The organism is Colwellia sp., from assembly GCF_013215345.1.
Classification (GTDB): domain Bacteria; phylum Pseudomonadota; class Gammaproteobacteria; order Enterobacterales; family Alteromonadaceae; genus Colwellia.
In genome coordinates, this window is sequence record NZ_JABSOV010000002.1 from 43630 (window position 1) to 70027 (window position 26398).

Annotated in this window: 23 protein-coding genes and 1 tRNA gene; 13 read left to right on the top strand and 11 right to left on the bottom strand. The window is 38.3% G+C overall.

All coding sequences use genetic code 11. From position 1 onward, the window contains the following. Positions 1-14 precede the first annotated feature (14 nt). Complete coding sequence (gene purF, locus HRT50_RS00505) at positions 15-1532, top strand: amidophosphoribosyltransferase (RefSeq protein ID WP_291610226.1); 1518 nt, start codon at positions 15-17, stop codon at positions 1530-1532. A gap of 122 nt (positions 1533-1654) precedes the next feature. Here purF and HRT50_RS00510 read toward each other — a convergent pair whose 3' ends face one another. Together HRT50_RS00510 and HRT50_RS00515 are read right to left on the bottom strand one after the other, a co-directional pair. Then, entirely contained in the window at positions 1655-2254 is a 600-nt protein-coding gene (locus HRT50_RS00510; protein WP_291610228.1) for a Yip1 family protein, read from the bottom strand. A gap of 219 nt (positions 2255-2473) precedes the next feature. Beyond that, complete coding sequence (locus tag HRT50_RS00515) at positions 2474-2779, bottom strand: hypothetical protein (protein ID WP_291610230.1); 306 nt, start codon at positions 2777-2779, stop codon at positions 2474-2476. A 116-nt stretch (positions 2780-2895) separates the two neighbouring features. On the opposite strand from HRT50_RS00515, the gene HRT50_RS00520 reads away from it, so the two are divergent. Next, positions 2896-3678: a tRNA isopentenyl-2-thiomethyl-A-37 hydroxylase MiaE gene (locus HRT50_RS00520; RefSeq protein WP_291610232.1), complete on the top strand. Its 783-nt coding sequence runs from the start codon at positions 2896-2898 to the stop codon at positions 3676-3678. A 92-nt stretch (positions 3679-3770) separates the two neighbouring features. On the opposite strand, the gene HRT50_RS00525 is transcribed toward HRT50_RS00520, so the two are convergent. Both HRT50_RS00525 and HRT50_RS00530 read right to left on the bottom strand, forming a co-directional pair. Next, positions 3771-4517 (bottom strand): UDP-2,3-diacylglucosamine diphosphatase, encoded by a 747-nt coding sequence (locus tag HRT50_RS00525; RefSeq protein ID WP_291610234.1) that lies wholly within the window; start codon positions 4515-4517, stop codon positions 3771-3773. A 15-nt stretch (positions 4518-4532) separates the two neighbouring features. Beyond that, a complete protein-coding gene (locus HRT50_RS00530; RefSeq protein ID WP_291610236.1) occupies positions 4533-5024 on the bottom strand; it encodes a peptidylprolyl isomerase in 492 nt (163 codons plus the stop codon). 165 nt (positions 5025-5189) lie between these two features. Here HRT50_RS00530 and cysS point away from each other — a divergent pair, with 165 nt between their 5' ends. After that, a complete protein-coding gene (cysS, locus tag HRT50_RS00535) occupies positions 5190-6599 on the top strand; it encodes a cysteine--tRNA ligase (RefSeq protein ID WP_291610238.1) in 1410 nt (469 codons plus the stop codon). Between the two features lie 171 nt (positions 6600-6770). Here the strand turns inward: cysS and folD are convergent, their stop codons facing one another. Beyond that, a complete protein-coding gene (gene folD / locus HRT50_RS00540) occupies positions 6771-7625 on the bottom strand; it encodes a bifunctional methylenetetrahydrofolate dehydrogenase/methenyltetrahydrofolate cyclohydrolase FolD (RefSeq protein ID WP_291610240.1) in 855 nt (284 codons plus the stop codon). 575 nt (positions 7626-8200) lie between these two features. On the opposite strand from folD, the gene HRT50_RS00545 reads away from it, so the two are divergent. From HRT50_RS00545 to HRT50_RS00575, 7 genes are all read left to right on the top strand, one after another. Further along, positions 8201-8277 (top strand) — tRNA-Pro (locus HRT50_RS00545). 612 nt (positions 8278-8889) lie between these two features. Next, positions 8890-10197, top strand: coding sequence for a trigger factor (gene tig, locus HRT50_RS00550; RefSeq protein ID WP_291610241.1), 1308 nt, complete (start codon positions 8890-8892; stop codon positions 10195-10197). A 159-nt stretch (positions 10198-10356) separates the two neighbouring features. Further along, the gene (gene clpP, locus HRT50_RS00555; protein WP_291610293.1) at positions 10357-11004 is read left to right on the top strand and encodes an ATP-dependent Clp endopeptidase proteolytic subunit ClpP; all 648 of its coding nucleotides are present in this window, start codon (positions 10357-10359) and stop codon (positions 11002-11004) included. A gap of 75 nt (positions 11005-11079) precedes the next feature. Next, positions 11080-12354, top strand: a complete 1275-nt coding sequence (gene clpX / locus HRT50_RS00560; RefSeq protein ID WP_291610243.1) for an ATP-dependent protease ATP-binding subunit ClpX — start codon at positions 11080-11082, stop codon at positions 12352-12354. 238 nt (positions 12355-12592) lie between these two features. Next, positions 12593-14941, top strand: coding sequence for an endopeptidase La (gene lon, locus HRT50_RS00565; RefSeq protein ID WP_291610245.1), 2349 nt, complete (start codon positions 12593-12595; stop codon positions 14939-14941). A 293-nt stretch (positions 14942-15234) separates the two neighbouring features. Further along, complete coding sequence (hupB, locus tag HRT50_RS00570; RefSeq protein ID WP_033081291.1) at positions 15235-15510, top strand: nucleoid-associated protein HU-beta; 276 nt, start codon at positions 15235-15237, stop codon at positions 15508-15510. A 253-nt stretch (positions 15511-15763) separates the two neighbouring features. Then, entirely contained in the window at positions 15764-17680 is a 1917-nt protein-coding gene (locus HRT50_RS00575; RefSeq protein ID WP_291610254.1) for a SurA N-terminal domain-containing protein, read from the top strand. A 210-nt stretch (positions 17681-17890) separates the two neighbouring features. On the opposite strand, the gene HRT50_RS00580 is transcribed toward HRT50_RS00575, so the two are convergent. From HRT50_RS00580 to pspF, 6 genes are all read right to left on the bottom strand, one after another. Beyond that, positions 17891-18667, bottom strand: coding sequence for an ATP-binding cassette domain-containing protein (locus HRT50_RS00580; RefSeq protein ID WP_291610256.1), 777 nt, complete (start codon positions 18665-18667; stop codon positions 17891-17893). A 1-nt stretch (position 18668) separates the two neighbouring features. Beyond that, positions 18669-19718: an oligopeptide/dipeptide ABC transporter ATP-binding protein gene (locus tag HRT50_RS00585; RefSeq protein ID WP_291610258.1), complete on the bottom strand. Its 1050-nt coding sequence runs from the start codon at positions 19716-19718 to the stop codon at positions 18669-18671. 124 nt (positions 19719-19842) lie between these two features. After that, positions 19843-20736: an ABC transporter permease subunit gene (locus HRT50_RS00590; protein WP_291610260.1), complete on the bottom strand. Its 894-nt coding sequence runs from the start codon at positions 20734-20736 to the stop codon at positions 19843-19845. Beyond that, a complete protein-coding gene (locus HRT50_RS00595) occupies positions 20726-21754 on the bottom strand; it encodes an ABC transporter permease (RefSeq protein ID WP_291610261.1) in 1029 nt (342 codons plus the stop codon). Before HRT50_RS00595 ends, HRT50_RS00590 begins: the two co-directional genes overlap by 11 nt. A gap of 1 nt (position 21755) precedes the next feature. After that, the gene (locus tag HRT50_RS00600) at positions 21756-23426 is read right to left on the bottom strand and encodes an ABC transporter substrate-binding protein (RefSeq protein WP_291610263.1); all 1671 of its coding nucleotides are present in this window, start codon (positions 23424-23426) and stop codon (positions 21756-21758) included. Next, positions 23416-24537 carry a phage shock protein operon transcriptional activator gene (pspF, locus tag HRT50_RS00605; protein WP_291610265.1) on the bottom strand — a complete coding sequence of 374 codons (1122 nt, stop codon included), beginning with the start codon at positions 24535-24537 and terminating at the stop codon, positions 23416-23418. Before pspF ends, HRT50_RS00600 begins: the two co-directional genes overlap by 11 nt. 248 nt (positions 24538-24785) lie before the next feature. On the opposite strand from pspF, the gene pspA reads away from it, so the two are divergent. From pspA to pspC, 3 genes are all read left to right on the top strand, one after another. After that, positions 24786-25451 carry a phage shock protein PspA gene (gene pspA / locus HRT50_RS00610; RefSeq protein WP_291610267.1) on the top strand — a complete coding sequence of 222 codons (666 nt, stop codon included), beginning with the start codon at positions 24786-24788 and terminating at the stop codon, positions 25449-25451. A 104-nt stretch (positions 25452-25555) separates the two neighbouring features. Then, positions 25556-25771, top strand: a complete 216-nt coding sequence (gene pspB / locus HRT50_RS00615; RefSeq protein ID WP_291610269.1) for an envelope stress response membrane protein PspB — start codon at positions 25556-25558, stop codon at positions 25769-25771. Next, positions 25768-26214, top strand: coding sequence for an envelope stress response membrane protein PspC (pspC, locus tag HRT50_RS00620; protein WP_291610271.1), 447 nt, complete (start codon positions 25768-25770; stop codon positions 26212-26214). The genes pspB and pspC overlap by 4 nt, the downstream gene beginning before the upstream one ends. The last annotated feature ends 184 nt before the right edge of the window (positions 26215-26398 follow it).

A 26398-nucleotide genomic window follows, 5' to 3' on the forward strand; every position in this document is an offset into this window, starting at 1 on the left:
GTGGAGAAAAATTTATGTGTGGCATTGTTGGTATAGTCGGTAAAACCTCAGTTAGTCAGTTGTTATATGACGGATTAACTGTACTTCAGCATCGTGGTCAAGATGCCGCAGGTATTGTAACTATTCATAATAATAAGTTCAGACTTCGTAAAGGCAATGGCTTAGTAAAAGATGTTTTTCATACCCGCCATATGCATCGTTTACAAGGTAATATAGGTATTGGTCATATTCGTTATCCGACTGCGGGCACTTCAAGCTCTTCAGAAGCACAACCTTTTTATGCAAACTCTCCTTTTGGCATATCATTAGCGCATAATGGTAACTTAACCAATGCTGAAGAATTAAGAACCTGGTTATTTAATGATGCTCGTCGCCACGTTAATACTACTTCAGACTCTGAGGTTTTATTAAACATCTTTGCCCATGAATTACAGCAAAGTGAAAATATTTCACTTACCCCTGATGATGTCTTTACTGCAGTAGCTAAGCTTCATAAACGAGTTCGTGGCGCCTATGCTACGGTCGCTTTAATTGTTGGCCATGGTATGGTTGCTTTTCGGGACCCGAATGGCATTCGACCTTTAGTTTTTGGTAAACGAGAAACTGAGTTGGGCGTTGAGTATATGGTTGCCTCTGAGTCAGTTGCTCTGGATGCTTGCTCTTTTGATTTTGTTCGTGATGTTGCCCCGGGTGAAACAATATTCTTTGCTGAAAATGGCCAAATCCACAGCCAGCAATGTGCTGAAAATCCAGTTTATAGCCCATGTATTTTTGAGTTTGTTTATTTTGCTCGACCTGACTCCACCATGGATAAAATGTCTGTCTATGCATCACGAGTGGAAATGGGCACTAAGCTTGGTGAGAAAATTGCAGACGAATGGCAAGATCTTGATATAGATGTTGTTATTCCTATCCCTGAAACGTCTTGCGATATAGCGCTACAAATAGCTCATCATCTTGACTTACCATACCGTCAAGGTTTTGTTAAAAACCGTTATATTGGCCGTACCTTTATTATGCCTGGTCAAGAACAACGTAAAAAATCTGTTCGTCAAAAGTTAAATGCTATTACCACTGAATTTAAAGGCAAAAATGTTCTACTGGTAGATGATTCTATTGTTCGAGGCACAACTTCAGAACAAATAGTTGAAATGGCACGCGCTGCTGGAGCCAAGAAAGTTTACTTTGCTTCTGCTGCTCCTGAAGTTAGATTTCCAAATGTTTATGGTATAGATATGCCAAGTGCTAATGAACTCATTGCTCATGGTCGTGAATTAGACGATATCTGTAATTTAATTGGTGCAGATAAGCTGATTTATCAATCTATTGGTGATTTAATTGCTGCTGTTGGCGCGGGTAACCCAGAAATAAAGTCTTTTGACACTTCAGTATTTGATGGTAATTATGTGACCAATGATATTGATCAGGCTTATTTAGAAAGGTTAGATGCGTTACGCAATAATACCAGTAAAGAAACATCAGATAAAAATGCTGACTCGATAATTGATATGCATAATGAAGGTGCAGAGTAACTTTTTACTCTTTCTCACTGTTAAGAATCAGCTGCTTTAATAATACGCAGTAAAAAAGCCTTATCTCTGTAATAGAGATAAGGCTTTTTAATGTCGCTCTGAGTTGTCTAGCTTAATGTAAGCTAAGAGACGAATTCAGGACCAAATCCCATGGTCCACATCATTGCGGTAAGCCCCATTAAGGCAACCAATAAAACTAAACCGCAAGTTACCACTGAGCTGGAGTAGATAAAGCCTTTTTCTTCCGGAATATTCATCATAATAGGAACGCCGGAATATAATAAATATATTGAATATACTACAGCTGCCAGACCGGCTAGTGCGACAAACCATAGTACTGGGAATAAAGCAGTAATACCTACCATAAGTAATGGTGTTGCTGTATATGCTGCAAGTTCAAGTGCTTGAACATAATCTGGTTTAGAGTCAAAAGTTTTCGCCATCCACTGAATTAAATAAGCTAAGGCGAAAACGCCAGAAATTAAAGCGAAATACATGCTCACAGCCATTATTTTAGCGCTTTCTACGCTTATTCTTATTGGATCACCTACGCCAATTGTCCAACCAATGTAGGCCGTAGCATAAAAACAGCATATCGCTGGAATCAAGGCTATGGTTAAAATATGCATCAAGCTATAACTTAAGCTTTCGTGGCGCTTTTCAATAACATGCCATTCTTCTTTAGGGTGAGTGTATAAGCCCCATATGTGGTTTAGTATCATAATCATTCCTCTCGCACGTAAATATTCGGAAAGTACTTTTTAGTCAAAATAAACAACAACAAATAATTAAGCCATCAGTACTCTTATTATTACTTCTTTATTTATGAAAGATATAAGATGATTCGTCAAGTGTTGCTGTAAAAATAAACAATAAAGCTCTATGGAAATAGCTTTTAATACTTTTTTGCGATAACGAAAATAATTTGATTTGAGTGAGTGCTAACTGATTTTTATACGTACAATTGACATTACTTCTATATCAAATCCGGCGACAACCTCAGTTTCAGGGTAATAAGTTAAATTGACTCTTTGTCCTTGCAAGCATTTATAAAGCTTTTTACGTTTGTATTTAAAGGGCACATCTATATTATCTAATATCAGGGTGTTGACTATCCAATCATCACACTCTCGCTGCACATGGGAGCTTACTTTCATATGTTCGCTATGCACCAACTTATCGTGTTTTTTAATAAGTTTCTGAGCGGAATTTTTATTGCTAAGCTTTTTTTTTATTATAGAAGGCATAAATTTAATCTATGTAAGCTAAAAAACAGATTTTGCTAGTATCTCAAGAAATAGACTTTTAAAATAGGGGGACTGGCATAAATGAACTGCCTAGTTATATAGAGCTGAGAGAACAGATGACTGAAGTAGAGCAACTATTAACACCGATATTAAAATTTCTATCATGTGAAACACCTGATGCTTGGATAGATGAAGCGAAGAAAAAAGTAAATTTACCGATCATTCTGCGAGATCATCTTGCCTGTGAGCTTAAAGCCGGGCAAACCGCTATGTTTCTCATTCGAAAATATGCTATTGATAAAGCCAGTCATAAGATCTTACTGGAATGGTTTGAACCTTATGAAGACTTTTTATATCGAAAGCGAGGTGATTTAGGATCACTTGCCAAGAAAAATAAGCTATCTAAGGGTCTTTTACCCAAAATTAGTAGCTCTCAAGGTAAGCCAGCTTATAGCCAAGATCTTATTGATAAAATGGTACTGTTAATTAGAGAAGAGTTGCATCATTTTTATCAAGTATTAGAGATTATGGTTAAACGGGATATTCCTTTTGATGGTCTTACTGCCGGACGTTACGCCAAAGGTATGCTCAAACATGTGACAACTTATGAGCCAAATGCGTTAATTGATAAATTGATTATTGGTGCTTACATTGAGGCACGTTCGTGTGAACGTTTCGCGAAATTAGCGCCGCATTTAGATGATGAGTTGAATAAGTTTTATGTGTCTTTATTACGCTCAGAAGCACGTCATTATCAAGACTATTTAGCTTTAGCAGCACAAGTTGCCGGTGAGGGGATAGATATTAGCGAGCGTATTGCTTATTTTGCTAAGGTAGAAGCTGAACTTATTTCTAGCCCAGATGAAGACTTTAAATTTCACTCTGGCACGCCAGTTTAAGTTATTGGTAACGCTTTAGCGGTTTTCGCTTTAACTACATATTGATTGAGAGAGTTAAAGCGATAAGATAATAGTACTTCTGGGAAGGGTTACTAAACTAAAGGGTGATTGAGCAATTCAATAGATTCAGGTGTGACTTTTAGCCAAGCACCTTGTTCGTACCAATCACCTAATACTATGCGTTGAGCATTTTCACCATTCGCCATTATTTCATGTACTGCCGGTCTGTGTGTATGACCATGAATTAATAATTGGCTTTGGTATTGCTCAAGGCATGTAACCACTTCACTTTCGGTGACATCCATAATTTCTTGCGATTTCACTGCCGTAGCAGCAGCACTTTGTTTTCTATAATTTGCCGCCATTTTTTTACGGATAAATAATGGCAGACTTTTAACGGCTGTTTGCCACCACCAAGACCGAGATTTTTTTCTAAATACCTGGTAATTAATGTCTCGCGTACATAAGGTGTCGCCATGCATAATGACCACAGTTTGACCATAAAGCTCGATAGTCTCGATTTCAGGCAGTAGCTGCATTTTTGCTTTTTTAGCGTAAGACTTACCTAGCAGAAAATCTCTATTACCGTGTATAAAATAAATTTTTGTGCCTATTTGACTTAGCTTAGTTAGCGCATCGGCAATGGTTTTAAGGTAAGGGCTATCATCATCATCGCCAACCCAAGCTTCAAATAAGTCGCCAAGGATATATAGCTTTTCGGCCTCAATGGCATCATCTTTTAAAAAGCGTAAAAAACAGGCCGTTATATCTGGCCTGTTTTCGCATAAATGCAAATCAGCAATAAAATACGTTATTGCTGATTTAGTTTTGTTAATCATTGTTTGCGGCTAAACTTATTCAACAATTGCTGATTCAATCAAAATGTCATCTTTTGGTACGTCGCCGTGACCATGATAAGTGCCTGTTTCAACTAAAGCCATTTTATCGACGATATCCATGCCTTCGACAACTTCACCAAATACACAGTAACCCCAGCCTTGTACATTTTCAGCGGTGAAATCTAAAAAGTCATTATCTGACAAATTGATAAAAAACTGTGCTGATGCTGAATGTGGCTCTTGAGTACGTGCCATAGCTAAAGTACCACGTTTATTACTTACACCGTTATTTGCTTCATTTTTGATACTAGCGCGAGATTCTTTTTCTTCTAAACCAGGAGCAAAACCGCCACCTTGTGCCATAAAACCTTTAATTACACGGTGAAAAATCGTGCCATTGTAGTGACCTTCTTCAACATATTGTTGGAAGTTTTTTGCTGAAACAGGTGCGTTATCGAAGTCTAATTCAATTTTAATATCGCCAAGGCTTGTTTTTAATATGATCATAATTGTCTCTTGTTTAGTTCTGATGAATTGTTCTGATAAATTAATTGCGGCAATTGTACGCTAACTTGCTATAAAGTGCATTAGTCTTGGTGATCCTTTAGATTTGTTCAGGTACAATCTACAGCCTAATCAAATGAAAATACTCAGTAGGAGTCATAAAATATCATGTTGCAGATTTACAACACCTTAAGTCGTCAAAAAGAAACCTTTACACCAATTAATCCAGGTAAAGTAGGCTTATATGTTTGTGGTTGCACAGTTTATGACTTATGCCATATTGGTCACGGTCGCACCTACATTAGCTTTGATAATATTGCCCGTTACTTACGATTTTCTGGGTATGAGGTGAATTATGTGCGCAACATCACCGATGTTGAAGACAAGATTATTAATCGTGCCCATGAAAATAATGAATCACCTGAAGCATTAACTGAGCGTACCATTGCCGCAATGCATCAAGACTTTGATGCCCTCAATATGGTTCGACCGGACTTGGAACCGAGAGTAACCACGCATATGGACGAAATCATTACTATGATTGAAACCTTAGTGGCGAAGGAGCATGCTTATGTTGCCGGTGCTAACGTTAAATCTACCGGGCAGGGTGATGTCTTGTTTGATGTCTCTAGTTATGCGGATTACGGCAAACTAAGTGGCCAAAACCTTGAGCAATTACAATCGGGTTCACGCGTAGAAGTTGATCAGTATAAACATAACCCGCTTGATTTCGTCTTATGGAAATCGGCTAAATCTGGGGAGCCTAGTTGGTCATCTCCTTGGGGAGAGGGTCGTCCTGGTTGGCATATTGAATGTTCGGCGATGAACGCGAAAGAGCTTGGTCATCATTTTGATATTCATGGCGGCGGCTCTGATTTAACTTTTCCTCATCATGAAAATGAAATTGCGCAAAGTTGTTGTGCCCTTGATACACCCTACGTAAATTATTGGATTCACACAGGTATGGTGCAGGTCGATCAAGAAAAAATGTCTAAGTCATTAGGTAATTTTTTCACTATACGTGATGTATTAACTCAATATGATGCCGAAACGGTACGATTTTTCTTAACGACAGGGCATTATCGCAGTCAATTAAATTATTCCACCGATAACTTAACGCAAGCGAGATCGTCAGTAGAGCGAATTTACACTTCGCTACGTGATGTAAATATCCCAAGTAATCATGTGTTAGATAAAGATTTAAGTTTTGTTAAGCAATTTTGCCAAGCAATGGATGATGACTTTAACACCCCACAAGCATTAGCAGTGTTTTTTGAAATATCGAAAGAGTTGAATGTTGCTAAAGCTGCCAATAATGAAGCCTTAGCTGGCGAATTGGCGGCAACATTAGTTGCTCTTGGTGATATTGTTGGTTTATTACAGCTTGACCCTGCCGCTTTCTTGCAAGGTGACAATGATAATGACGAAGTGGCTGAAATTGAGGCACTTATTGTCCAACGCAATCAAGCACGGATTGATAAAGATTGGGCACTTGCAGATGACGCTCGTGACAAACTTAATGCGATGAATATTGTGTTAGAAGATAGCGCCGGTAAAACAACATGGCGTAAAGCTTAAAAGAACTTTAGTGTTGATACATACTGCACTAAGCTACGAATATTATGCATTAAGTAATTATTAAGTAACAAAAAGGGTGAACACTGAAAGGTGTTCACCCTTTTTTATCTCTAAGCTTAAGTCTAAGTGTTTAATAAGTACGCTTTATTTTTTAGGCTTTAAAGCGAGTTATTATTGAGTCGCTTGTTCACATGCAATCAAAGTATTCTCAATTAAGCTGGCTACTGTCATTGGGCCAACGCCACCAGGCACTGGTGTGATAAATGCGGCTTTTTCTTTAGCAACATTAAATTCAACATCACCCACTAATTTACCGTTATCTAGGCGGTTAATACCTACATCTATCACTATCGCGCCTTCTTTAATCCATTCACCAGGGATAAAGCCAGGTTTGCCAACGGCTACCACAATAAGGTCTGCGTTTCGTACTTTACCTTCTAAGTCTTTGGTAAAGCGATGCGCTGTTGTTACCGTGCACTTGGCTAGTAAAAGCTCTAAGCCCATAGGTCGACCGACAATGTTTGAGGCGCCAACAACAAGTGCATCTAGACCTCTAGGGTCGATACCAGTAGATTCAATTAAGCTGATGATGCCTTTTGGTGTGCAGGGTCTTAGGCCAGGTTGTCTTAATACTAATTTACCGACATTAGATGGATGAAAGCCGTCAACATCTTTAAGTGGATTGATGTGCTCGATAATTAAATCAGAATTTAATGTTGCAGGTAAAGGAAGTTGCACTAAAATTCCATCAATAGAATCATCGTTATTTAATTCACTTACTAAGGCTAGTAATTCTTGCTCTGACGTTGTTATAGGTAAGTCATAAGAGCGGGAAACAAAACCAACTTCTTCACAGGCTTTACGTTTACTACCAACATAAACCTGTGACGCAGCATCACAACCAACAAGAATCACGGCTAAACCAGGTGCTCTTAGGCCTTTACTAATACGTAAGCTAACTTTTTCTTTAACTGAATCTCTAAGTTGTTTGGCAATTACTTTGCCATCGATCAATGATGCTGTCATAACTCTACTATTAGCCTTGGTTTAAGTAATAAAAAAACACGGTTATTTTGCCACAAACTACACCCGTATTGTAGGTTTACTTTACTTAACATTACCTCAAGATAAGTAGCGTTACATAAATGAGTTAATTTCTATTGGCATTGTTAGTATTGTATACAATAGTCAGCTGATATATAGATCAGAGCGTTTTTGTGAAATTAAGAATGAGTAAAGGTGACATATTTATTTAATAGACAATACTGAGTCATTACACAGACAACTTAATTAAATATCACACTAGGCGTAAGGAAGAGGTACCTCCATTGTTTCCCTACTAATAAGAACATTAATAATCTTGGCTTAAGTTAACTTAATAAGCTAAATGTTTTTTATATAAAGTGGAAATGATTTTAGTTGAAAATCAGGTCAAATAAGCGAGTAAATCACAGTCGCTAGCTGAACAATTCAACGACTTGTGTTAAAAACGACCGAACGGCATTTTTTTTATAAAAAAGGTTTGACTGAGGCTAAGCAACTCGGTAATATCCGCATCCGTTGAAACGAGGTGATTTATTACTTGTTGAAACAGCATAAATCGGTGATTAGCGCAGCTTGGTAGCGCACTTGGTTTGGGTCCAAGGGGTCGCAAGTTCGAATCTTGCATCACCGACCACTTTATTCTCTCTTTGTCATTCTGAAAATCCTCAATTTAATATTCAATACTGCCTAGCCTGCTTAAAATTTATAATTCTACTTGTTTTGTTATTTATAGCGGAAGCTAAAAAGTTGTTGTACACCTACTTGTTATACCTAAATCCTTATCCTGAGCGCGACTGTGCTCTGCTTTCTATTTATACCAATTCCATAAATTATTGCCCACTTGTGTTGGTTAAAATACTCCAAGGTGGCGTTGCTCTCAATCCCAATAGCCAGCTATTGCTCAATCAAGCGCCTTGCCCTGATTTATTTTCCCTACTCACAACAAGATCACAAACTTAATGTAAATGGTATTACTATGAAATGGCTAAGATCTTTCATCGATAAAATTACCCTTATGGCAAAAGTCAAACTTTGCACAAATGATAGTCAATAGTACTGAATTATTGACAATTTATACATAGGTTAAAACTTACACCTTGCAACTTTTTTTTTGCCTCGCTATAATTTGGCGTCATATTTTTGTAACAGGGCATCATTTTGTCACAAATTTGGTAAGTTTTATCAAATGTGTTGGCTATTAATTGGTGCGTAAAAAGCGTAGTACGCTAATTTTTGAGGTATTTAAATGCAAGTTTCAGTTGAGACTACACAAGGTTTGGAACGTCGTCTGACTATTTCTGTTCCTGCTGAGAAAGTAGATGTAGAAGTTAAGAATCGTCTTCGTCAAATTAGTAAAACACAGCGTATTGACGGTTTCCGTCCGGGTAAAGTGCCAGCATCAGTAATTCAGAAGCGCTATGGTAAATCAGTACGTCAAGAAGTTGCTGGTGAGCTTATGCAGCGTAACTTTGTTGATGCTATTGTTGCAGAAAAAATCAATCCTGCCGGTCGTCCTTCATTTGTTGCTAAAAGCAATGAAGATGGCAAAGCACTAGAATTTGAAGCAACTTTTGAAGTGTATCCTGAAGTTGAACTAAAAGATTTAGATAAAATCGCTATTGAACGTCCACAAGTAGACGTGACTGATGCTGATTTAGATGAAATGTTTGTTACGCTACAAAAGCAACACCAAACATGGAAAGAAAACAAACGCAAAACTAAAAAAGGCGATAAGTTAACACTTGATTTCACTGGTCGTGTCGACGGTGAAGACTTTGACGGTGGTAAAGCTGAAGGTTTTGAATTAGAACTAGGCGCTGGTCGTATGATCCCTGGTTTTGAGAAAGAAGTAACTGGCATGAAAGCTGGTGACGAAAAAACTATCAAGGTAACTTTCCCTGAAGATTACCATGCTGAAAACCTAAAAGGTAAAGAAGCTGAGTTTGATATCGTTGTTCATAAAACTGAAGGTCCTGAACTGCCAGAAATCAATGAAGAGTTTGCAAAGCTTTTCGGTATTGAAGAAGGTGGCGTTGAAGCTTTACGTGCTGAAGTAAGCAAAAACATGGCACGTGAACTAACACAAGCGGTTAAAGCTAAAGTTAAAACACAAGTTCTTGATGGCTTATTAGCTGGACATGCGGTTGACTTACCTTCAGCACTTGTTACTCAAGAAGTGGATGTTTTACGTCAACAAGCGATGCAACGTTTCAAAGGCCAAATGGACCCTAAGAACTTGCCACAACTTCCAGCTGAAATGTTTACTGAACAAGCTGAACGTCGTGTTAAAATCGGTTTACTTTTAGGTGAAGTAATTAAAGTCAATGAACTTAAAGTTGATGAAACTAAAGTTAATGAATTAATTGCGTCTGCGGCTTCTGCTTATGAAGATCCTAAAGAAGTTGTTGAATACTACGCTAACAATAAAGAGCTTATGCAACAGATGCAAAATGTTGCATTAGAAGAACAAGCGGTTGAGATTTTAGTTGAAAAAGCTAACGTTTCGGATAAAAAAGCTAGCTTCAACGACATAATGAACCCAGAAGCGAAGTAATTTTAAGTAAAGCTGAAGTTTATCGTCTTTAAAGTTAATTTTGCATTGACAATAGACTCAGCAATCGCTTAAATTTAATGGCTTGTATGGCAACATACAGGCCATTTTTATTTATTAAGGGAAGGTATACTCTTGTTTAACTCTCAAATTGGTTCTCAAATTACATCACAAAGTTCATCTCCGGTTTCATCACAAAGCAGTGCAACAGGTATTGAAAGCGCGTTAGTACCTATGGTTGTTGAGCAAACCCCTAAAGGTGAGCGTTCATATGATATCTACTCAAGGCTGTTAAAAGAGCGTGTAATCTTCCTTTGTGGTCAAGTTGAAGATCATATGGCTAACTTGATTATTGCGCAGTTATTATATTTGGAGTCAGAGAGTCCAGATAAAGATATTTTTCTCTACATAAATTCACCTGGTGGTTCAGTAACCGCAGGTATGGCAATTTATGACACGATGAAATTTATTAAACCTAATATCAGCACAGTTTGTATTGGCCAAGCGGCAAGTATGGGTGCGTTTTTATTATCAGGTGGTGAAAAAGGCAAACGCTATTGTTTACCAAATGCACGAGTAATGATTCATCAGCCGCTTGGTGGTTTCCAAGGCCAAGCATCTGATTTTGAAATTCATGCGAAAGAAATATTATTTATAAAAGATAAACTTAACGGTTTAATGGCTGAGCATACCGGTCAAACGCTAGAGAAAGTTTCTCAAGATACAGACAGAGATAATTTCTTAAGTGCAGAAGCAGCAGTTGAATATGGATTAGTTGACTCCATATTAGAACAACGTAACGATAAATAGGAATTCGGTGTATACTTAGCGGTGTAGATTGAGAATTAAATGGATTTATTGGTATTAAAAGTTTAGAGGTAGGGCATGACCGATATTAAAAGTGGTGGCGATAATGGTAAATTACTTTACTGCTCATTTTGTGGCAAAAGCCAACATGAAGTACGTAAATTAATTGCTGGTCCATCAGTCTTTGTTTGTGATGAATGTGTAGAACTGTGTAATGACATTATTCGCGAAGAAATTTCTGAAATTTCGCCAAAAGAAAGTAAAGAAGCATTACCTTCTCCTATCGAAATCCGGGAAAAGCTTGATGACTATGTTATTGGTCAGGATCACGCGAAAAAAGTATTAGCGGTTGCCGTTTATAATCACTATAAACGTCTACGTAAAGGTGATAACCACAACGGTGTTGAACTGGGTAAAAGTAACATCTTACTTATTGGGCCAACAGGGAGTGGTAAAACGTTATTAGCACAAACCCTTGCCCGTTTACTTGATGTGCCATTTACTATGGCAGATGCAACTACGCTAACCGAAGCTGGTTATGTTGGTGAAGATGTAGAGAACATCATTCAAAAGCTATTACAAAAATGTGATTACGACGTCGAGAAAGCTGAACGTGGTATTGTTTACATTGATGAGATTGATAAGATTTCTCGTAAATCTGATAACCCTTCAATTACCCGTGATGTTTCAGGTGAAGGTGTACAACAAGCGTTATTAAAGCTTATTGAAGGCACTGTCGCTTCAGTACCGCCTCAAGGTGGTCGTAAACATCCACAACAAGAATTTTTACAAGTAGATACTTCTAAAATTCTATTTATTTGTGGTGGAGCCTTTTCAGGTTTAGATAAAGTTGTTGAGCAACGTAATCATACGGGTACTGGCATTGGTTTTGGCGCGGAAGTCCGTGGTAAAGATCAACAGAAATCATTAACCGATCATTTAGCGGAAGTTGAGCCACAAGATTTAGTTAAATATGGTTTAATTCCAGAGTTTATTGGTCGTTTACCGGTTTTAGCAACATTAACTGAACTGGATGAAGAAGCACTTATTCAAATATTGCAAGAGCCTAAAAATGCCCTGACGAAGCAGTTTTCTGCATTATTTGATATGGAAGACGTTGAGCTAGAGTTCAGAACTGATGCTTTGCATGCTATTGCTCGTAAAGCAATGGACAGGAAGACCGGTGCTCGTGGTTTACGCTCTATTGTAGAAGCGGTTTTACTTGATACCATGTATGAATTACCTTCAATGGAAAATGTCAGTAAAATTGTCGTTGATGAAAATACCATTAAAGGTGAGAGTAAGCCGATTGTTATTTATGACAGTAAGCAAGATAAAGCTGCTTCTGAGTAATTTGTAACACGGTTATATCACTAGGTAAAAACTATTAGCCTCAAGCAGTAAGTAATTATTAATAATAATTACTTACTGCTTGAGGCTTTTTTGATCTTAGCAATAATAAATATAGGCTTTGGCGCTTTATTTTTTATCTATTGTTGAAAGTTAACAGCCTAGCCCCATATAGTTTCTATAGCTTTATTTTATTTATTAATTTTCTATCAATTAAAACAATTCCCGAGAAGAGTAGCCAATGAGTAAAGAATTATCTGGTGTCGTTGAGATCCCCGTTTTAGCCTTAAGAGATGTTGTTGTTTACCCGCAAATGGTTATCCCCCTTTTTGTCGGTCGTGAAAAGTCTATTCGTTGTTTAGATTTAGCCATGGAAAACGATAAGCAAGTATTTCTTGTTGCGCAAAAAGATGCCGCTATTGATGACCCTCAAGCTGAGGATGTGTACAGCACGGGCACAGTTGCCACCATTTTACAAATGTTAAAGCTACCCGATGGTACTGTTAAAGTATTGGTGGAAGGTGCACAACGAGCAAAAATAAATAAGTTCGTTGAGACTGAAGAGTACTTTAGTGCAGAAATTGAATATGTTGAGCCAAAAACCGACCTAGGTGATGATATTGAGGTATTGATCCGCTCAGCTATTTCTCAATTTGAAGGTTATGTAAAACTTAACAAGAAAATTCCACCGGAAGTACTCACTTCGGTATCAGGCATTGATGACGCTGAGCAGCTTGCCGATACTATGGCCGCTCATATGCCATTGAAGTTGGCTGATAAGCAAAAAGTTTTAGAAATTATTGATGTTAATCTGCGTTTAGAACATTTGATGGCATTAATGGAAGGCGAGATCGACTTACTGCAAGTTGAAAAGAAAATTCGTACCCGTGTTAAAAAGCAAATGGAAAAAAGTCAGCGTGATTATTATTTGAATGAGCAAATGAAAGCCATTCAAAAAGAGCTTAATGAAGGTGATGATGCTCCAGATGAGCTTGAGCAAATGGCTAAGCGCATAGAAGAAGCACAAATGCCAAAAGAAGCGAAAGACAAGACTCTTGCTGAATATCAAAAGCTTAAAATGATGTCGCCCATGTCGGCAGAGGCAACTGTTGTGCGCAGCTATATCGATTGCATGATAAACGTGCCGTGGAAAAAACGCAGTAAATTAAAGCGTAACCTTACCTTAGCTCAGGAAGTGTTAGACAAAGACCATTTTGGTTTAGATAAGGTTAAAGAGCGCATTTTAGAGTATTTAGCCGTACAACAAAGAGTAAGCCAATTAAAAGGACCCATTCTTTGTTTAGTTGGTCCTCCTGGTGTTGGTAAAACCTCGCTAGGTCAGTCTATTGCTAAAGCTACCGGACGAAAATATGTTCGTATGGCATTAGGTGGCGTTCGTGATGAAGCTGAAATTCGTGGTCATCGCCGTACTTATATTGGCTCGCTACCGGGTAAGTTAATCCAGAAAATATCAAAAGTAGGTGTTAAAAACCCGCTATTCTTATTGGATGAAATCGATAAAATGGCTTCTGATATGCGTGGCGACCCAGCCTCTGCTTTACTTGAAGTGTTAGATCCAGAGCAAAATACCACTTTTAATGATCACTATTTAGAAGTAGATTATGACTTATCTGATGTCATGTTTGTGGCGACATCAAATAGTATGGATATTCCTGGTCCATTGTTAGACCGTATGGAAGTTATTCGTTTGTCGGGCTATACCGAAGATGAAAAACTTAATATTGCTAAAAATCATTTGCTCAACAAACAAATTGAGCGAAATGGCTTGAACGCTAAAGAAATAGACATTGATGATAGTGCTATTGTTGGCATCATTCGTTATTACACCCGTGAAGCGGGTGTGCGTAGTTTAGAACGTGAAATTTCGAAACTATGCCGTAAAGCGGTAAAGGCTATTTTACTGGATAAAAAGTTAAAGAAAGTCACCATTAACCAAGATAATCTAAATGAGTTTTTAGGCGTACAACGCTTTGATTATGGTAAAGCAGATACGGAAAATCGTGTCGGTTTGGTTACCGGTTTAGCGTGGACACAAGTTGGTGGAGAGCTACTTACTATAGAAACAGCCTCTGTACCAGGTAAAGGTAAACTGACATATACCGGCTCATTAGGTGATGTTATGCAAGAGTCAATTCAAGCGGCTATGACTGTGGTGCGAAGTCGTACCGAGAAACTTCGAATCAACGAAAACTTTTACGAAAAACGCGATATCCATGTTCATGTTCCTGAAGGAGCAACACCAAAAGATGGTCCTAGTGCCGGTGTCGGTATGTGTACCGCGTTAGTCTCAAGCCTTACCGGTAATCCGGTAAAAGCCGACGTTGCTATGACAGGTGAAATAACCTTACGTGGTGAAGTGCTTGCGATTGGTGGATTAAAAGAGAAGTTACTTGCGGCACATCGTGGCGGCATAAAAACAGTGATTATCCCCCATGAAAATGAACGTGATTTACAAGAAATCCCAGAAAATGTTAAAGCTGAATTGTCCATTCACCCAGTTAAATGGATAGATGAAGTACTTGCTCTAGCACTTGAGCACCCTGTAGAACAATGGAAAGTTGAAAAGTAACTTGTTCAAAGCTTGGCCTTTTTTGATGATTTACATCAAAAAAGGTCTGAAAAGTTAAAAAAATCGCAAAAAAACGTAATTTTCGCTTTGCAAACGCTGAAACTATGGTAAGTTAACAACGCTTATATCGCTAGACCCCTTATTCTCTATGTATATAGATGGACTTTAAGGAACTAGAGAGCAAAATATTTTCTACACTCAACGCTTCAAGGCATCAAGAGAAATCATATTTCAATTGACTGCATTTATAGAAAGGATAGCGTTGTATAATAACAATTGAAGGGGTATACACTGTGAATAAATCTCAACTAATCGAGAAAATTGCTGCTGGTGCAGACATTTCAAAAGCTGCTGCGGGTCGTGCATTAGATTCATTTATTGGCGCTGTAACTGATGAATTAAAAGATGGCGAGCAAGTTGCTCTTGTTGGTTTTGGTACATTCTCTGTACGTGACCGTGCTGCACGTACTGGTCGCAACCCACAAACGGGTGCTACTATCCAAATCGCAGCTGCTAAAATCCCATCTTTCAAAGCTGGTAAAGCATTAAAAGACGCATGTAACGCATAATTAGTCACTAAACTAGACTAAGTTATACCGCGTATTAGAAACCACCTTTTTAGGTGGTTTTTTGCTTTTATCCTAGGCAAAAATAAAAATATACTAATTGAAAGAATAATAAATTTGCATTTTACCAAAGTTGTGCTTCTAGCAATGCTTATCATCTGTTAAAATCGCGAGCAACTTTAATTTATATCAATTAATTTACTTGTTATAAATATACCTAAGCCTAGTTTTTTTAGGCATAAAAAAAGAGAAAGAAATGTTAGAAGATATTCGTGAAAAATCGCAGGGATTGACTGCCAAAATTATTCTTGGTTTGATTATCCTAACCTTCGCTGTCGCAGGTGTTGGCAGTTATACTAATTCTGTTGATACCTCTGTAGCTACCGTTAATGGTGAAGCTATCAGTCAACAAGCATTTAATAAAGCTTATCAAGCACAACGTAGCCGCATGGCGCAACAGTTTGGTGAAATGTTTGATACCTTATCAAATGATGCAAATTACATGGCTAACTTTCGCCAAGGTGTTCTAGATAACCTAATTAATGAAAAGTTAATAGATCAAAATAGCGAAGCGCTTGCTATTCGAGTTTCCGATGCTCGTTTAAAAGAAACTATTCGTAAGATGCCTGAATTTCAAGTTGACGGTGTTTTTGATAATAATCGTTACTTAGCGATTATTAACCAAGCAGGCTTCTTTCAATCATCAAATTTTCGTGATTATTTACGTGTTGAAATGACGCGTCGTCAATTAAGCCAAGCACTAGTTGCCACCGAGTTTAATTTACCTTACCAAGAAAAATTGCAACTGGCTTTACAAAACCAAACGCGAGATATTCGCTTCGCTACAATCTCAGCAGAACAGTTCAAAGCGAAAGTTGAGTTAACGGATGAAGAAATAAATAATTACTATCTAGCTAATCAAGCGCGTTTTGAAAATAAAAAGCAGGTTAAAGTTGATTATATCAGTCTAAATGTTACTGATATTGCTAAAGGCATTAATGTTACTGATGCAGAGTTAACTAAGTACTACCAAGAAAACTTAGCTAGCTTTACTGAAACTGAGCAGCGTCGTATTTCTCATATCTTGATTGAATTTACCGATGGTAATGCAGAAGATGAGGCGGCAAAAACTCAAGCACAAGCAGTATTAACTCGTCTTGAGCAAGGTGAAGACTTTGCCGCACTAGCTAAAGAAGTTTCTAACGATACTTTTAGTGGTGAAAATGGTGGTGATTTAGATTGGCTAGAGTCAGGTGTGATGGAAGAAAGTTTTGATGACGCTGCGTTAGCATTGGCTAATATTGGTGACTATAGTCAACTAGTTATCACTAGCTTTGGTTATCATGTGTTGAAATTAACTGACTATAAAGCCGAAGCTATTCAAAGTTTCGAAGATGTACAAGCTGACTTACGTATTAAACTAGGTAATGAGCTTGCACAAGATAAATTCTTTGCCTTACAGCAAGAAATGGCGCGAATTAGCTTTGAATTTCCGGATAGTCTGGAAGATGCAGCTAGTGAGGTCAATGTTGTTATACAAACATCGCCATGGTTATTGAGCAGTGGTAATAGTGTTCCTTTTGATCAAGCTAAAGTTATTGAAGCTGCTTTTTCAGATATTGTTTTACAAGACAATATGAACTCAGACCTTATTGAAGTGAATGATGATGTTGCCTTGGTATTACGTCTCAATACTTTTCAAGCAGCTAATGTTAAGCCTTTAATGGAAGTGGAAGCACAAATTAAAGATATTTTAGTTAATCAAAAAGCCACTGAGCAAGCGCAACAAACCGTTGATGCTTTATTAGCTGACTTTAATGCCGGTACCGATATTACGGCTCAATTAACAGCATTGAATACCAGCTTTGTTAGTAAAGCCAAAGTTGCTCGTTATAGTCCTGAAATTGACCAAAGTATCAGTCGCGCTGCGTTTGTTTTACCTCACCCTGTGAATGGTGGTATTTCAGCGTCAACGGTTGCCTTAAGTAATGGTGACCTTGCCTTAGTTGAAGTAACGGCAGTAGATGTCCGTGAGTCGGCAGCTAACCCTAATTTAGCGCAACAACAAACATCTCAATTAGCACAGTCGGCTTATCAAAGCTTTGTTAATTCGTTAAAAGTTGATGCTGAAATTACCCGTAAACAACTAACCGAGCAGGTATCAGCTTATTAATAGCTAATATTGTTAGTCGCCATTATTTAAAATGTGAGTTAAGGTGACTTTCGGTGAGTAAAAAAGCCAATAGCAGTTTCTGCTATTGGCTTTTTTGTTGCGTATTTTTGATTAAACTTAATGCTTAAAGCAATGTTGGATCAGGTAAGGCTGGAACTAGAAAAGCGTAGTTAAGTATTTTCTCTCTCACTATCACTCTATTCAAATTGTTTACTTTATTTGGAAGTTTTGGCTCATCATCAGCTTTTGCGTTACTTTATGCTGTGGATTACGCATTACCTCAAGAGTTTTTCCTGACTCAACCACCTCGCCATGCGACATCACCATAACATCGTCACTGAAATGACGAACAATGCCTAAGTTGTGGGAAATCAAAATGTACGCTAAGCCCATCTGTTGCTGCAAATCGAGTAATAAGTTAATCATTTGTGAGCGCAGAGAGGGATCTAGTGCCGCTAAGGCTTCATCTAGAATGATAACCTGTGGCTGTAATATAATTGCCCGAGCGAGGGATATTCGTTGTTTTTGTCCACCGGAAAACATATGAGGATAAAAATTCATATGATCGCCAAGTAGGCCAACCTTTTGTAATGTGGTACGTATGAGCTGACGTCGCTGTTTTTCATCTAAATCGGTATTTAGTGTTAGGGGTTCATCGAGTAACTCTTGTATGGTTAAACTGGGGTTTAAGGTGGTGCCAGAGTCTTGAAATATCATCCTGATATGTTGGCATCTCTCTTTAAAGCGTTGGTTTTGTAATAACTGCCCATTGAGGTATATTTTACCGCTAGTCGGTTTTTCTGCTCCGACTAAGATCTTCGCTAAGGTTGACTTACCAGAGCCTGTTTCCCCAACAATCGCTAGGGTCTTTTTTGCTTCTATGGCAAAAGATATCGGTGCTAGGGCATTAAACTTTCGTTTATGATACCAATGTCCTTTAAGCTTGAACGATTTCGTTATGTCTTTTACATCCAATAAAACACTCATCTTAGTTGTTTCCTTTAACAGTTTTGTGTTTTACCGCTTTATGCTTTTTTGATTCTTTTCTTGGAGATTCATGCAGAATCGGGAAGTGACAACTTACCTTATGACCATGAAAATTGCTGACCTTTGGCGCCGATACACAAGTTTGCTGAGCCCTTGGACATCGAGGACCTAACCGACAGCCGATAGGTAAATGTTGTAAAATAGGAATACTACCGGGTAGGGTCATTAAGCGCGATTTAGTCGGTAATTGCAGGTTAGCTTTGGTACTACTATCTACTAAAGCCCGTGTATAAGGGTGCATTGGCTTATTAAATATTTGCTCAGTGGTGCCTGCTTCAACAAATTGACCGCTATACATTACCGTGATCGTGCTGGTCCAGTGAGTAAGGTTTTCTAAATCATGGCTGATCAATAAAATAGACATGTTTTTTAGTTGGTTTAAGTTGGCTAATAACCGGTAAATTTGTCCCTGATTAGTACTTTCCATCGTGGCTGTTGGCTCATCGGCAATCAGTAGTATGGGGCGACCTGCCAAAGCGATTGCTATCATAACGCGTTGACAAATTGCCTCGGTGAGCTGATGAGGATAACTACTAATGCATTGACTATGTTTCTTAATACCTACTTTATGCAGTAATTTTATAACCGCCTCTTTACGTTGTTTTTTGCGTTGCCAAAAATAACCGGATAATTGTTTGCTATCAATGGCTTCACTTAATTGCTCGCCAATTAAAGTGGTTGGGTCTAAGCAGCTCATTGGCTCTTGGAATATCATCGCTATATCACGACATAATAATGCGCGACGTTCATCTATTGTTAGTCTCAATAAATCGATACCACGCCAGTGAAATCGGTCAGCATGAACATGCCATTTATCTTCTAAAACTCCGATAATGGCTTGCGCTAATAGTGATTTTCCTGAGCCAGACTCACCCACTAAGCCGCGTACTTCACCCTCTTTAATTGATAAACTTACTCTATCTACTGCCAATACACGGCCATTGGGGGTATCTAACTCAATGGATAAATTTCTAATGTCGAGTAAATTCATATGCTCTACTTACGCGCTCTTCTTGGGTTGAGTGATGGCTGAGTGTTTAATGTTAAAGAAAGTAAAACGTCATTGTTCGATGTTGCGGTTTTAACTGTCACTGTCGTTATGTGTGGCAATACCATTAGTTTTCCTTACGTAACTTGAGGGCGTGGCGAATGCCTTCACCCACTAAGTTGGTGGCAACTACGGCGAATAATATTGCTAAGCCCGGTAAGTAAACCGTCCAAGGGGCTATATAAAAACGCTCAAGGCCATTGGCCAAAATAGCGCCCCATTCAGGTAAGGGGATTTGTGCTCCTAGGCCTAAAAAACCTAATGTCGCTATATCTAATATTGCAGCCGATTGCGCTAGCGTTGCTTGACTCATTAGGCGCTCGACAATATTAGGAAATACTGAGTAGTACAAAATACGGAAATTACTGGCGCCATCAAGGCGTGATGCTAAGACATAATCTTTTCTAAATTCTTCTTTTACTGCATAGCGGGTAATATGGATAAATTGCGGGATAAAGACTATGGCTATTGCCCATACTGTATTACTGATGCCCGGTCCTAAAATTGCGACAATAATAATGGCGAGTAATAAGGATGGAATAGATAGCACGACATCGAGGAAGTGATTTAAAAAACTGGACTTAATACCTCGCGTTAATGCTGATAAAGAGCCGATAACCACGCCGATAACTAACGAGAAAATAACGACAATAAAACTTAAGCCAAAGGTAAGTGAGGTGCCATACATCAGCCTAGATAGCATGTCTCGGCCAAGCTCATCAGTACCTAACAGATAACTGACATCACCATCCGTATGCCATGCGGGTGGTAATAAGATCATCTCTAAATTGCCATCTACAGGCGAGTAGGGAGATAGAATTGGCGCAAAAATCGCTAATAAAATAAGAAAAATAAAACAGCAGAAGCCAACCATAGCAACAGGCGTTTTACGAAAAATCCCCCACAGCTGCATAAAGGGGGAGGGAAATACTTCTTCAAGGTATATTTTTTCACGAGCCATGCTGGTTACCTCGCGCTAATGGATTGAGAGCTGCATAAATAAAGTCAGTTAAAATATGAATAATGAATATAAAGCACGACAGCACGAGTAAACCGCTTTGAATGGCAGTGTAATCTCGCTGATAGATACTTTCTATTAACCAGCGGCCAATGCCAGGCCAACTAAAAATAACTTCAGTTACCATGGCAATAGTGACTAAGTTGGCAAACTGTAAACCAACGTGGCGTATTATTTTGATCAGGGCATTACGTATGGCGTGGCGAAATATTATTTGCTGGAAGCTTAAACCTTTAGCACGAGCAGCTCTGATATAACTTGCGGCTAATACTTCGATCATAGCAGCACGTGATAAGCGAATAAAAATAGTTGCCGGTGCTAAAGCGATAACACAGGCGGGAAGAATAATATGGGCACTGGCATTACTAAAAGCCTGCCATTTATAGGGGCTATCACTTAATAAAATATCAATAAATTGGATGCCACTAACAAACTCAATTTCAAACAGTAAGCTAATTTGTCCTGCTGAAGGTAACCAACCTAGGCCGATAGAGAAAACCAGTATTGCCAGTAAACCTAGCCAAAAAACAGGGATGGAATAACCCAGCATAGCTAAAGATAGTATTACATTGTCACTGGCTTTATTATGGTTGATAGCTGCAATAAAACCCAAAGGTATACCAACTACCATAGCGATAAGTAAAGCAACTAAACTGAGCTCTATGGTGGCGGGTAGCAGCTCTATAATCTCATTGTTAATGGGTGACTGACTGGCCATAGACTGACCAAAGTCACCATTAAGAATATGGGTTAAATAGGCACCATATTGATCAACAATACTCTTATCCATTTGGTAAGCTTTATTAAGTTGTACTAATTCGCTTGCTGTGGCATTAATTTGACCTGAATGATTTATAACCGTATCACCCGGGAATAAAAAGCTTAAGCTAAAGGATAATAGGGTCAATACCAGCATAGTGAAAATAAACAAGCTGATTCGGCGTAAGGTAAAAGTTAGCATCTTAGTTACTAACCTTTTTGGATTTATCGGGCTTAGCTATGTTTTGAGGCTCACTAGTTAGTTTAGTTTTAGATGCTTGATAAAAGCTGATACCACCAAATGTAGACAATATATCCCCTTCGACATCTGTGCCCCGTGCTTGAAAGCGCTTTGAGTGAGCTATGGGCAATAATGGTATTTCTTCACTAATTATTGCCATGGCCTGGGCATAATAACTTTTTCTTGTACTCATATTGGTGGTTTTAAGTGCTTTTTGCAGCAGTTGGTCAAATTCTTCATTACACCAGAATGTACGATTATTGCCATTTTCGCTGGCTGAGCAGCTTAGCATTGGCGTGAAAAAATTATCCGGCTCGGGGTTATCAGCATTCCAGCCTAATAAAAAGCTTTGGTGCTCACCCAATGATAAACGACGTAAGAAGGTACTCCACTCATAACTGACAATTTTCACTTTTACGCCTATTTTCTTTAAGTCAGCTTGAATAAGCTTTGCCATGGTTACTGCATTTGGGTTATAGGCTCTTTGCACGGGCATAGCCCATAGGTCCATAGTAAAGCCTTGAGGATAACCTGCTACTTCTAATAAAGACTTTGCCCGGACCGGATCATAACCCAGTTCAGGAGTGTTACTGTCATAAGCCCATGATGTTTTTGGCAGTATTGATTTAGCTCGGGCTGCTTTAGAGTGGTAAACCGTATCAATTATCGCCTGTTTGTTAATAGCTAAGCTGATGGCTTGGCGCACTAACTTATTATCAAAAGGCTGTTTTTTAGTATTAAAGCCAAAGTAGCCAACATTTAACGAAGTAATCGATTCCAATAGTAAATCGCTTCTTTCAGCAATTTTCGCATGAGCTATTGGGTAACTACTGACATCACATTCTTTCGCTAACAGTTTAGTTAAACGGCTGGTTTTACTTGGAGAGATATCAAAAACAAGTTGTTCTATTTTAGCTTTCTCTTGCCAGTATAAATCATGACGGTAAAAGCGAATTAATGAACCAACACGGTAATCCTTTAATTTAAAAGGACCGGTACCAACAGGCAGGATATCTATTTTATGTGGCGTATTTTCAATGAATAGTTTTTCGCCGTACTCAGCCGATAAAATTGACGCATAATCGGTGGCTAAATTAGCTAAAAAAGAACTGTCATTGCGTGTTAAAATAAAACGTACGGTGAAGTCGTTAATTTTCTCTACTTTCTCAACTAACTCGTCAAATTTAATACTTTGGAAGAAAGGGTACTGACCACCTGATACATGATGAAAAGCATGGCTTTTATCTAAAATTCGATTAAAGCTGAATAAAACATCATCGGCATTAAATAATCTTGTCGGGGTAAAGTAATTGGTTTGATGAAATCGTACATCTTGACGTAAATAAAAGGTGATTTTTTTACCGTCACGGGTTACATGCCAGTCTTTAGCCAGTGAGGGACCCAAAATATTATTATGCCCTTTATAAACAATAAGGCTGTTATAAAGTTGTTTAGCAATGGCGTCAGTTGTTGTCCCTGAAGTACTCAGTTGAGGATTAAATGTTTCTGGCGAGCCTTCCGAGCAATAGATAATACTGCGTTCACTTAACGAAAGTTTATTAGCCTCATTACAGCCAGTTAGCAGGCTAACAAAAGCCGAAATGAGTAAAGGAAGTGTTGGCTTAAAGCTCATCGTTGATACTACCATCAAGCAAGTTATATTTTTTTAGGTAACCTCTTAATTGATGATACGTTAATTCCAGTGCGTCTGCGGTTTTCTTTTGATTAAACTGGCAATGTGCTAATGCCGACTGAATTAATTCTATCTCATAATCTTGTGATAACGATTTCAATGATTGTGGAAACTGTTGGCTCACTATTTTTGCCGCCGATTTCACACTGATTGGCTTGGTTGTGGCGGCTAATTGAGCTTCATCTTGGTACTCGTTATCAGAAGTAGTGGTAATGTTGCCACTGACTTCTTTGATCCTATCATGGGTGCGCATGCTTTGACTCGGTCTAAATGGAGACTCAAAGGGGTCAATAATAAGTTCATGAACAGGTAAGTTCGGGTTGTTACCGCGATAGACACTGCGTTCAACGACATTTTTCAATTCTCGGATATTGCCGGGCCAATGATATTCAAGCAAGCTACGTTTAGCTTTTTCAGTAAAACCACTAAATAATTCGAACTCAAGCTCACGCGCCATATTAATAGCGAAGTGCTCTGCCAGCATTAAGATGTCATCTAAACGCTCTCTCAGGGGAGGTAGGGTGATAACATCAAAAGCTAATCTATCTAATAAATCCGCTCTAAACTGACCTGATGCTGCTAACGTTGGTAAATCTTCATTGGTTGCCGCCACTAAACGTACATCGGTAGTAATGGTTCTTGAACCACCAACTCGTTCAAACTCACCATATTCAACCACACGTAATAGTTTTTCTTGAATAAGGCCTGAGGTATTAGCAATCTCATCTAAAAAGAGCGTGCCTTTATCAGCACGTTCAAATCGTCCTTCATGGCGTTTATTGGCACCGGTGAAGGCGCCACTATCGTAACCAAATAGCTCTGTTTCAAGTAAGTTTTCATTTAAAGCCGCACAATTAAGCTTTAAATAATTTTGTTCCCAACGCTTAGATAGGAAATGTAAACGGGCAGCTACCAGCTCTTTACCTGTGCCGCGCTCACCAATAATGAGTACGGGTTTACTCAAAGGAGCAACTTGCGATATTTGCTCTAGTACTTCTAAAAAGCTATTGGATTGGCCAAGAAGATTATCTTGTTGCTTAAAACGCGCCATAGTAAACTCAAATGTTGGTTTATTTCACTAACAAATAGTGTATTTTATTACTTGTGAGGTTGAAAGACTTTTTTAAATAAATAATAATATCTTTTAAAACAATGAGTTATTGTTATTGTGAAAGTTGGCGTAAATAATGAATATGTTAAAAGTGTAGTTAAAGTATAAATAAGCGCTAAGTTAATGCTTAGTTCACGTAAAAGTAAAACCAGTTTGGCATAATTTAGCCATTAGTTGAGGAAGATGTTATGGGTATTTTTTCAAGATTCACAGATATTATTAACTCTAATATTAATAACTTATTAGATAAAGCCGAAGATCCAGCAAAAATGGTACGCTTGATCATTCAAGAAATGGAAGATACCTTAGTTGAAGTACGCTCTAGCTCGGCTAAAACATTAGCAGACAAAAAAGAATTAAGCCGTCAAGTGAATCGCCTTGAAAAAGACGCACAGCAATGGCAGGAAAAAGCGGTACTGGCTTTGAGTAAAGATCGTGAAGACTTAGCTCGAGCTGCTTTAATGGAAAAGAAAAAAAGTAGCGAAAGCGCGCAAGCTTTATTAGATGAGTTAACACACGCTGATGAGCATATCCGCAAGTTGCAAGATGAAATTACGCAATTACAAGATAAGCTATCGGATGCCAAGGCGCGTCAAAAAGCGATTGTCATTCGAGAAAAATCTGCAAGCTCTCGTTTAAAAGTAAAAGAAAATATCCACAGTACTCGGGTTAATGATGCCTTGAATCGTTTTGATCACTATGAACGTAAGGTTGATGATATTGAAGCAGAAGTTGATTCATATGACTTAGGTGGTAAATCATTAGCCGATGAGATTGCTGAGCTTGAAACTGATGAAATGGTTGATGATGAATTAGCCCAGTTAAAAGCTAAGATGAAAAGCAAGAAGAAATAGCTTAAATCATTAACAGCGCAGAAATAGTATCACTACAACATGAAAAAAGCATAAAAAAACTATCGGTAGAATAGGATAAGAGGAGAAGTAATGTGGAAGACGTTATGATGGTATCAGTCATTATATTTATGATTATTGTTGCGCCAATATGGTTGGTGTTGCATTACCGCAGTAAAAAACAAGTAAGCCAAGGGTTAAGCCAAGAAGAGTATATTCAGTTATCAGAATTGTCAGAAGTTGCCGATACCATGGCAGATAGAATACAAACACTCGAAGCGATTTTAGACGCGGAGACCCCAAACTGGAGAACCAAATTATGAATCGAAAAAGAGGTGAGTTATATCGTAACGCCGAGCAGGGCAAGATAGCAGGGGTTTGTGCTGGCATCGCAGATTATTTTGGTTGGGAAACCTGGTTGGTAAGGATCTTAGTGGTATCTGGTGTGCTTTTTGGTATGCCCTTTCTAATCTTAGGCTATATTGCCGGTTGGTTTATTCTGGATAAATCGCCAGAAAAAATCGTTAAAGGTGATCAAGGTACAAGCCGATACGCCAATAGTTCTCAACAAGGCAGGCAAGAATATGATGTCAGCAATGAGTCAATAAAGGTAAAAGCGCGAATTTGGCAGGCGGGCGAGCCGCCGAAACAGGCGCTATATGATATTGGCCGTAAGTTTCGCTCTTTAGAAAAAAAGGTACAAGCGATGGAGCAGTATGTTACGTCGGCGGAATTTACCGTTTCAAGGGAAATTAATAAGCTGTAATAGCTTAATCATAGCCTGGTAAAATAGCAAAACTGTCCGTTGACAGCTTTGTTATTTTAACGCTAATGTTTTTACCTTTGCAGTGACTCGCTCACTTTTCTCATGAAAAGTAATCAATAGGTGTAATTTTTTTTTAAAAGCCCTTATTATCAAATGACTTCTCAAATAAAATATTAATATACAA

Coding starts and splice junctions, on each gene's coding strand:
- purF (WP_291610226.1), top strand. CDS start 15: ATGTGTGGCATTGTTGGTATAGTCGGTAAAACCTCAGTTAGTCAGTTG.
- HRT50_RS00510 (WP_291610228.1), bottom strand. CDS start 2,254: ATGATACTAAACCACATATGGGGCTTATACACTCACCCTAAAGAAGAA.
- HRT50_RS00515 (WP_291610230.1), bottom strand. CDS start 2,779: ATGCCTTCTATAATAAAAAAAAAGCTTAGCAATAAAAATTCCGCTCAG.
- HRT50_RS00520 (WP_291610232.1), top strand. CDS start 2,896: ATGACTGAAGTAGAGCAACTATTAACACCGATATTAAAATTTCTATCA.
- HRT50_RS00525 (WP_291610234.1), bottom strand. CDS start 4,517: ATGATTAACAAAACTAAATCAGCAATAACGTATTTTATTGCTGATTTG.
- HRT50_RS00530 (WP_291610236.1), bottom strand. CDS start 5,024: ATGATCATATTAAAAACAAGCCTTGGCGATATTAAAATTGAATTAGAC.
- cysS (WP_291610238.1), top strand. CDS start 5,190: ATGTTGCAGATTTACAACACCTTAAGTCGTCAAAAAGAAACCTTTACA.
- folD (WP_291610240.1), bottom strand. CDS start 7,625: ATGACAGCATCATTGATCGATGGCAAAGTAATTGCCAAACAACTTAGA.
- tig (WP_291610241.1), top strand. CDS start 8,890: ATGCAAGTTTCAGTTGAGACTACACAAGGTTTGGAACGTCGTCTGACT.
- clpX (WP_291610243.1), top strand. CDS start 11,080: ATGACCGATATTAAAAGTGGTGGCGATAATGGTAAATTACTTTACTGC.
- lon (WP_291610245.1), top strand. CDS start 12,593: ATGAGTAAAGAATTATCTGGTGTCGTTGAGATCCCCGTTTTAGCCTTA.
- HRT50_RS00575 (WP_291610254.1), top strand. CDS start 15,764: ATGTTAGAAGATATTCGTGAAAAATCGCAGGGATTGACTGCCAAAATT.
- HRT50_RS00580 (WP_291610256.1), bottom strand. CDS start 18,667: ATGAGTGTTTTATTGGATGTAAAAGACATAACGAAATCGTTCAAGCTT.
- HRT50_RS00585 (WP_291610258.1), bottom strand. CDS start 19,718: ATGAATTTACTCGACATTAGAAATTTATCCATTGAGTTAGATACCCCC.
- HRT50_RS00590 (WP_291610260.1), bottom strand. CDS start 20,736: ATGGCTCGTGAAAAAATATACCTTGAAGAAGTATTTCCCTCCCCCTTT.
- HRT50_RS00595 (WP_291610261.1), bottom strand. CDS start 21,754: ATGCTAACTTTTACCTTACGCCGAATCAGCTTGTTTATTTTCACTATG.
- HRT50_RS00600 (WP_291610263.1), bottom strand. CDS start 23,426: ATGAGCTTTAAGCCAACACTTCCTTTACTCATTTCGGCTTTTGTTAGC.
- pspF (WP_291610265.1), bottom strand. CDS start 24,537: ATGGCGCGTTTTAAGCAACAAGATAATCTTCTTGGCCAATCCAATAGC.
- pspA (WP_291610267.1), top strand. CDS start 24,786: ATGGGTATTTTTTCAAGATTCACAGATATTATTAACTCTAATATTAAT.
- pspB (WP_291610269.1), top strand. CDS start 25,556: ATGATGGTATCAGTCATTATATTTATGATTATTGTTGCGCCAATATGG.
- pspC (WP_291610271.1), top strand. CDS start 25,768: ATGAATCGAAAAAGAGGTGAGTTATATCGTAACGCCGAGCAGGGCAAG.